The sequence below is a fragment of the Petrachloros mirabilis genome (assembly GCF_975968855.1).
In genome coordinates, this window is the sequence record NZ_CDLUDY010000155.1 from 1 (window position 1) to 5542 (window position 5542).

The following is a 5542-nucleotide window of genomic DNA, read 5'->3' on the forward strand; positions in this document are numbered from 1 at the left end:
ATACATTGCAGAGGTTTATGCGAGTGTCAGGACCCCTGCGCCTTTGATCGCCCCTGCCTTGAGAGTTTGAAGGGCTTGATTGGCTTCACCTAACGGAAATTGCTGGGTTTTGGGCCTGATCGGAATAGCCGCCGCTTCGCGCAGGAGATCCAATCCGTCCTGCCTGGTATTGGCTGTGACACTCCGAAGGACTCTTTCACCGAACAGCTCATGATCGTAATCGAGTGACGGGATCCTACTCATGTGAATGCCGGCCAGAGCTACAGTCCCGCCTCGCTCGAGTGCTCTGAGAGCCGGAGGAACCAACTCTCCGGCAGGAGCAAAGATGATCGACCCATGTAGCCGGTCCGGAGGGGATTCCGAAGCTCCGCCAACCCATTTGGCACCCAATTCTCGGGCCAATGCTTGATGCTGCTGCGTGAGGGAACAGACGTAGATCTCACAACCCCAGTGCCGAGCAATTTGGATGGCGATATGTGCCGACGCGCCAAAGCCATAGAGTCCAAGCCGTTGCCCCGGTTGGATACCGCTCAATCGTAAGGCGCGGTAACCAATGATTCCTGCGCAAAGCAAGGGCGCGGCTTCTTGATCGCTAAAGACGGCGGGAATCGGATAGGCAAACCGCTCCGGCACAACTGCATATTCTGCGTACCCCCCGTGGACCTGATAGCCTGTGAACCTGGCCTCCCAGCACAAATTTTCCCGGCCGCTAACACAGAACTCACAACGGCCGCAGGTACCCTGGAGCCACGCAATCCCGACACGCTCTCCGACCTTGCGCTCTGTTACCCTGATACCGACCTGGCTGATCACACCAACGGCCTGATGACCTGGGATCAAGGGAAGTAATGGACATCCCAGCTCTCCTTCGATTACATGCAAATCTGTACGACACACACCACAGACCGTGACACGAACCAAGACATCCCCTGGACCTGGTTGAGGCGTTGGGACTTCTTGCCGCCGCAACGGAGAGGTAGAGATATCACCCGCTTGCGTCAAAACCATCGCGTTCATCTTTGATCAGCCGAAAAATAACAAGTGGGAAGGAGGACTCACTTCGTCGAGATAGGCGTTCATCAAATCTTTCTGCATAAGGGTCGTAAACTTATTTCTTCTCTTTGATACACTCGATGTCGAGACTGATCTGGACCTCATTGCCGACCACGAGACCCCCGGTATCCAGCTTTTTGTTCCACACCATGCCGAAATCTTTTCGATTCAACTTTCCACGCCCCTGAAATCCGGCTCTCATGTTGCCCCACGGATCCTTCGTCGCACCGTTGAAGTCTCCTGTCAGGGTGATTTCTTTCGTCACGCCCCGCATCGTCAGGTCTCCGACAGCCTGATACCCTCCCTCCGCCAACTTCTGATAGCTCTTCATCTTGTACGTCATGGTCGGATATTTCTCTACGTCGAAGAAGTCGGGGTTTCGCAGATGGGCGTCGCGTTTTTCATGATTTGTATTCACTGAGGCCGTCTTGATGGTGGCTTCGATTGCTTTGATCGTACCGGCCGATACGTCCATCTCGATATACCCCGTGTAGTCCATGAACCGGCCCGTGGTCTTCGAAATCAGCATGTGCACGACGCGAAACTCGATCGTCGAATGTTCGACATCGACCGTCCAACGGGCGACCTCGGCTCGGACAGGCAGGGAAAGCACAACTATCAACCAGAATAGCGTCGCCGCACCAAAACTCAACTTCCGGCACGTCCGCATGCAGGTTCTCCTTTCACCGATCCCGGTTATTCCTTCAGCCGGTTCTTCCGTTACTTCTTCTGCGTGTTGGAGGCATCGGCTGTTTTGTCCGATGATTGCTTAGTCGACTGAACCTTCCGACGCTTCAAGCGTGCCCCGGTCCTCATACGCACGTGTACATCGACGGCTTCGTCTCCCAACTCCGCTGGAAAAGTCGGGAACGGCTGGGCGTCCACGATTGCGTAGATGCCTGCCACATTGATTTCATGGGATCCTGCACCCTTCTCGATCTCGATCATCTGGGCCCGTCCGTTGGGGTAGAGCCTGAAATGGACGCGGACTGTCTCACCTGATGGCCCACGTCGCACCCCCCGTACGTGCTTGGCCCAACTTCGACTAACCAAATAACTGACATGCTTCCAATAGGCTTGTCCATGACCTGGCTCAGCCAGGGGCATGAGGTCTTCCTCAGCTAGCGCCCCCGACGATACAGGTTCGACATCCGGCTGGACCTCCTCGACAATCAAGTTGCCGTTCACGACCTCGTCCGGATTCGACGGGGGAGACTGATCGAAATCGCTCGTCGGTTCCTGCTGATCGAGCGTGAGGTAAAAGATCCGTTTCATGATCCGTTCGAACTTGTTCTGGCGCGTTCTAGCAAATGTGATCTGGATGCGCGCGGCCTTTTGATGAACCGAAATTCTTCCTGATGGAACCGGCTCCAATGTCACTGTTCCTTTCAATGTCGAGGACTCAGGATCCGGTTCGAGCGTCACCATTTGGGGTTCAAAAAGCGAGGATTCGTACACCGCCACAATCGGATGGGCGCCTTGCGTCACTCCTCCAAGTGTTACGGTCAACGTGACGGCCTTCCCTATCGAAACATCACCGCGAGAATCATTCTGGCTAAAGTCAAGCTGGGCCCATCGTTTTGCAGGTCGGGAGGCCGAAGATGAAGACGCAGCGGGGAAGACGAGATCTGCGGCGGTCCAGAATGAAAGTGTGATGTAAAAAACCGCTCCAAAGAGCATCAGGCTTCGGTGGGACACAGCCGTCATAGGCGGCATCCTACCTAGCTCGCACAGAGTCCTGCAACCCGTTTTTCTCGGTTAGTCTAATGCCGAGGACTGGTATACAATGTCGTCATGCGGGCGCTGCTCAAAGCCTCAGCGATGCCTGGACTTGTCCTGAAAACCTGCCCGGATCCGACGCCGGGACCTCACGACGCCGTCGTTCGCGTGAAGGCCACGTCGCTCTGTGGTACCGATGCCCATATTTACAATTGGGACCCCTGGGCCCACAGCCGGATCCATCCTCCCCGGATCATCGGACACGAGATGTGTGGTGAGGTTGTCGCAATCGGTTCTGCCGTCTCGCTCGTGAAGATCGGCGATTATGTGGCGGCCGAGTCGCATATTACTTGTGGTAAGTGTTTTCAATGTCGCACAGGGCAGGCACATGTATGCCGAGATTATCGTATCCTCGGCATCGACCTCGACGGATCGTTTGCAGAATATGTTACCTTGCCGGAGAATGTGCTCTGGCACACGTCACATGACATCCCGCCACAATTCGCCTCTGTCCAGGAACCGTTGGGTAATGCCGTCGACGCCGCGCTCGCGGAAGACCTGACAGGACACACGGTCTTGATCACCGGTTGCGGGCCGACCGGACTGTTTTCCACGGCAGTTGCCCGCACTGCCGGAGCCGCGAAAATTATCGCCACGGACATCAGCGACTATCGGCTCGATCTCGCCAAACAAGTCGGGGCTGATCATGTCTTGAATGTCAAGACGCTGCAAGGCGATGCTGTCGCCTCCGCGATCCGTGATATTACATCCGGTGAAGGAGTGGATGCCTCGCTGGAAATGTCCGGCAATCCTGCAGCGCTTCATCAAGCCTTCAGTGCCGTAAAAAACGGCGGGCGTGTCACCCTCTTCGGAATTCCCACCGGTCCGATTTTTTTCGACCTGGCTAACGAAATCATCTTCAAAGGGATCCGTGTTCACGGAATTACCGGGCGGCGACTGTTCAGTACCTGGTACAGATTAGCTGGCCTCTTCAAAGCCGGACTCAACATCAAGCCTGTCATCACTCATACCTTCTCTATGAACGAATTCGCGAAGGGGTTCGACTTGATCAATTCAGGCGAATGCGGAAAAGTCGTTTTATTTCCATAACAGATCACGGGTTCAAGGGGGAAGGTATTGGGAATTCACCCCTTGCCGTTTGCCCCGATCCTCTCGCGCAGGAGACTTATGGCTTATTCCTCCTTCAAAGCCGCTATAGACCAACAGCTTGCTGATATCCGTTCACGCGGCCTCTACAAATCCGAACGACAATTGCTCGGGCCCCAGGGTTCGGACATTCGAGTCGAGCAAGGGGAGGTCATAAATCTCTGCGCCAACAATTACCTCGGCCTCGCAAATCACCCGGGGATCGTACGAGAGGCCAAAGAAGGGATGGACGAGCATGGATATGGCATGGCATCCGTCCGATTCATCTGCGGGACACAGAACCTCCACAAAGAATTGGAACAAGCCATCAGCAAATTCTTGGGCACGGACGATACGATTCTTTACAACTCCTGCTTCGACGCCAACGGAGGGCTGTTCGAAGTTCTCCTGGATGAGCGGGACGCTGTTATCAGTGATGCCCTGAACCATGCCAGCGTCATAGACGGAATCAGACTCTGCAAAGCGAAACGGTTCCGCTTTTCCCATTCCGACATGGCGGACTTGGAATCCAAACTCCGGGAGGCACACGACCACCGCCTGCGCCTCATCGCGACAGACGGCGTCTTCTCGATGGACGGTGATCTCGCCAGGCTGGACCGGATCGTCGACCTCGCGGAACGCTACGATGCCGCCGTCATGGTCGACGACAGTCACGCGACCGGCGTTGTTGGCCGTAATGGCCGCGGAACTCCGGAACATTTCGATGTTGCCAATCGCATAGAGATTATCACCAGTACGTTGGGCAAGACGCTCGGGGGAGCCGCAGGGGGATTTACAACAGGACGCGCCGAGATCGTCGAATTGCTTCGCCAGCGTTCACGCCCTTATCTCTTTTCAAACGCACTGCCTCCGGTAATTGCGGCCGGTGCCCTTAAGGCACTCAAGCTCGTCACTGCGGGAGCTGCGCTGCGCGCGATGCTTCATGACAATGCGAAATTCTTCCGAGCCCAGTTGACGACACTCGGTTTTCGACTCATCCCCGGCGAGCATCCGATCATCCCCATTATGTTGGGAGAGGCTCGCCTGGCTACGTCCATGGCCGATCGATTACTGGAAGAAGGCGTGTACGTGATCGGTTTTAGTTATCCGGTCGTACCGGAAGGACAGGCAAGAATTCGGGTCCAGATGTCAGCGGGTCACGCGCGGGAACAACTCGAAAGGGCCATAGCGGCTTTTGCAAAGGTCGGCCGGGAATTGGGAGTCATCGCATAATGCAGGCGGAAAGCTTGAGCCGCGGGCCAAACGGAGTAAGACATCAGAAGGATTCCCTCCTCTTGCACAACTCCCCTCGCCCATCGCCTTACTCGCGAACAGCCTTCGCCCGCTTCTGGGAATAAGCATTGCGGACAGCGCTGTAGAGGTCTAACGTCGCCTCTTCGACGCCTTGGAACTTTTCCAAATTGCGCGACCGGTCGTTCACGATTTCACCAACGCGAGCACCGATCTGGATCAAGGAAGAGGTCGTTCGGTTCTTGTGAGCGATGACGGAAGGGACTCCGTCCACTTCGATGATTGGAACAACCAGCCAGTTGATCGGATTGAGCGCGATGTCCGCGATGTACCCGGTGAAATCCCGCACGTTGAAGGGAGGCATAAACGGCAG

Annotated in this window: 6 protein-coding genes; 2 read left to right on the top strand and 4 right to left on the bottom strand. The window is 55.6% G+C overall.

The genetic code is table 11. The features are described 5' to 3' along the window. Nucleotides 1-15: 15 nt before the first annotated feature. From ACWVCN_RS06220 to ACWVCN_RS06230, 3 genes are all read right to left on the bottom strand, one after another. Complete coding sequence (locus ACWVCN_RS06220; RefSeq protein WP_455244694.1) at nucleotides 16-1008, bottom strand: zinc-dependent alcohol dehydrogenase family protein; 993 nt, start codon at nucleotides 1006-1008, stop codon at nucleotides 16-18. A gap of 100 nt (nucleotides 1009-1108) precedes the next feature. Further along, a complete protein-coding gene (locus ACWVCN_RS06225; RefSeq protein ID WP_455244695.1) occupies nucleotides 1109-1723 on the bottom strand; it encodes a YceI family protein in 615 nt (204 codons plus the stop codon). 50 nt (nucleotides 1724-1773) lie between these two features. Continuing rightward, complete coding sequence (locus tag ACWVCN_RS06230; protein WP_455244696.1) at nucleotides 1774-2760, bottom strand: TonB C-terminal domain-containing protein; 987 nt, start codon at nucleotides 2758-2760, stop codon at nucleotides 1774-1776. Between the two features lie 87 nt (nucleotides 2761-2847). On the opposite strand from ACWVCN_RS06230, the gene tdh reads away from it, so the two are divergent. Then, nucleotides 2848-3882: an L-threonine 3-dehydrogenase gene (gene tdh, locus ACWVCN_RS06235; protein ID WP_455244697.1), complete on the top strand. Its 1035-nt coding sequence runs from the start codon at nucleotides 2848-2850 to the stop codon at nucleotides 3880-3882. A gap of 78 nt (nucleotides 3883-3960) precedes the next feature. After that, entirely contained in the window at nucleotides 3961-5151 is a 1191-nt protein-coding gene (locus tag ACWVCN_RS06240; RefSeq protein WP_455244698.1) for a glycine C-acetyltransferase, read from the top strand. An 88-nt stretch (nucleotides 5152-5239) separates the two neighbouring features. On the opposite strand, the gene ACWVCN_RS06245 is transcribed toward ACWVCN_RS06240, so the two are convergent. Then, nucleotides 5240-5542: MlaA family lipoprotein (locus ACWVCN_RS06245; RefSeq protein WP_455244699.1), on the bottom strand; the 303-nt coding region annotated here is incomplete at its 5' end.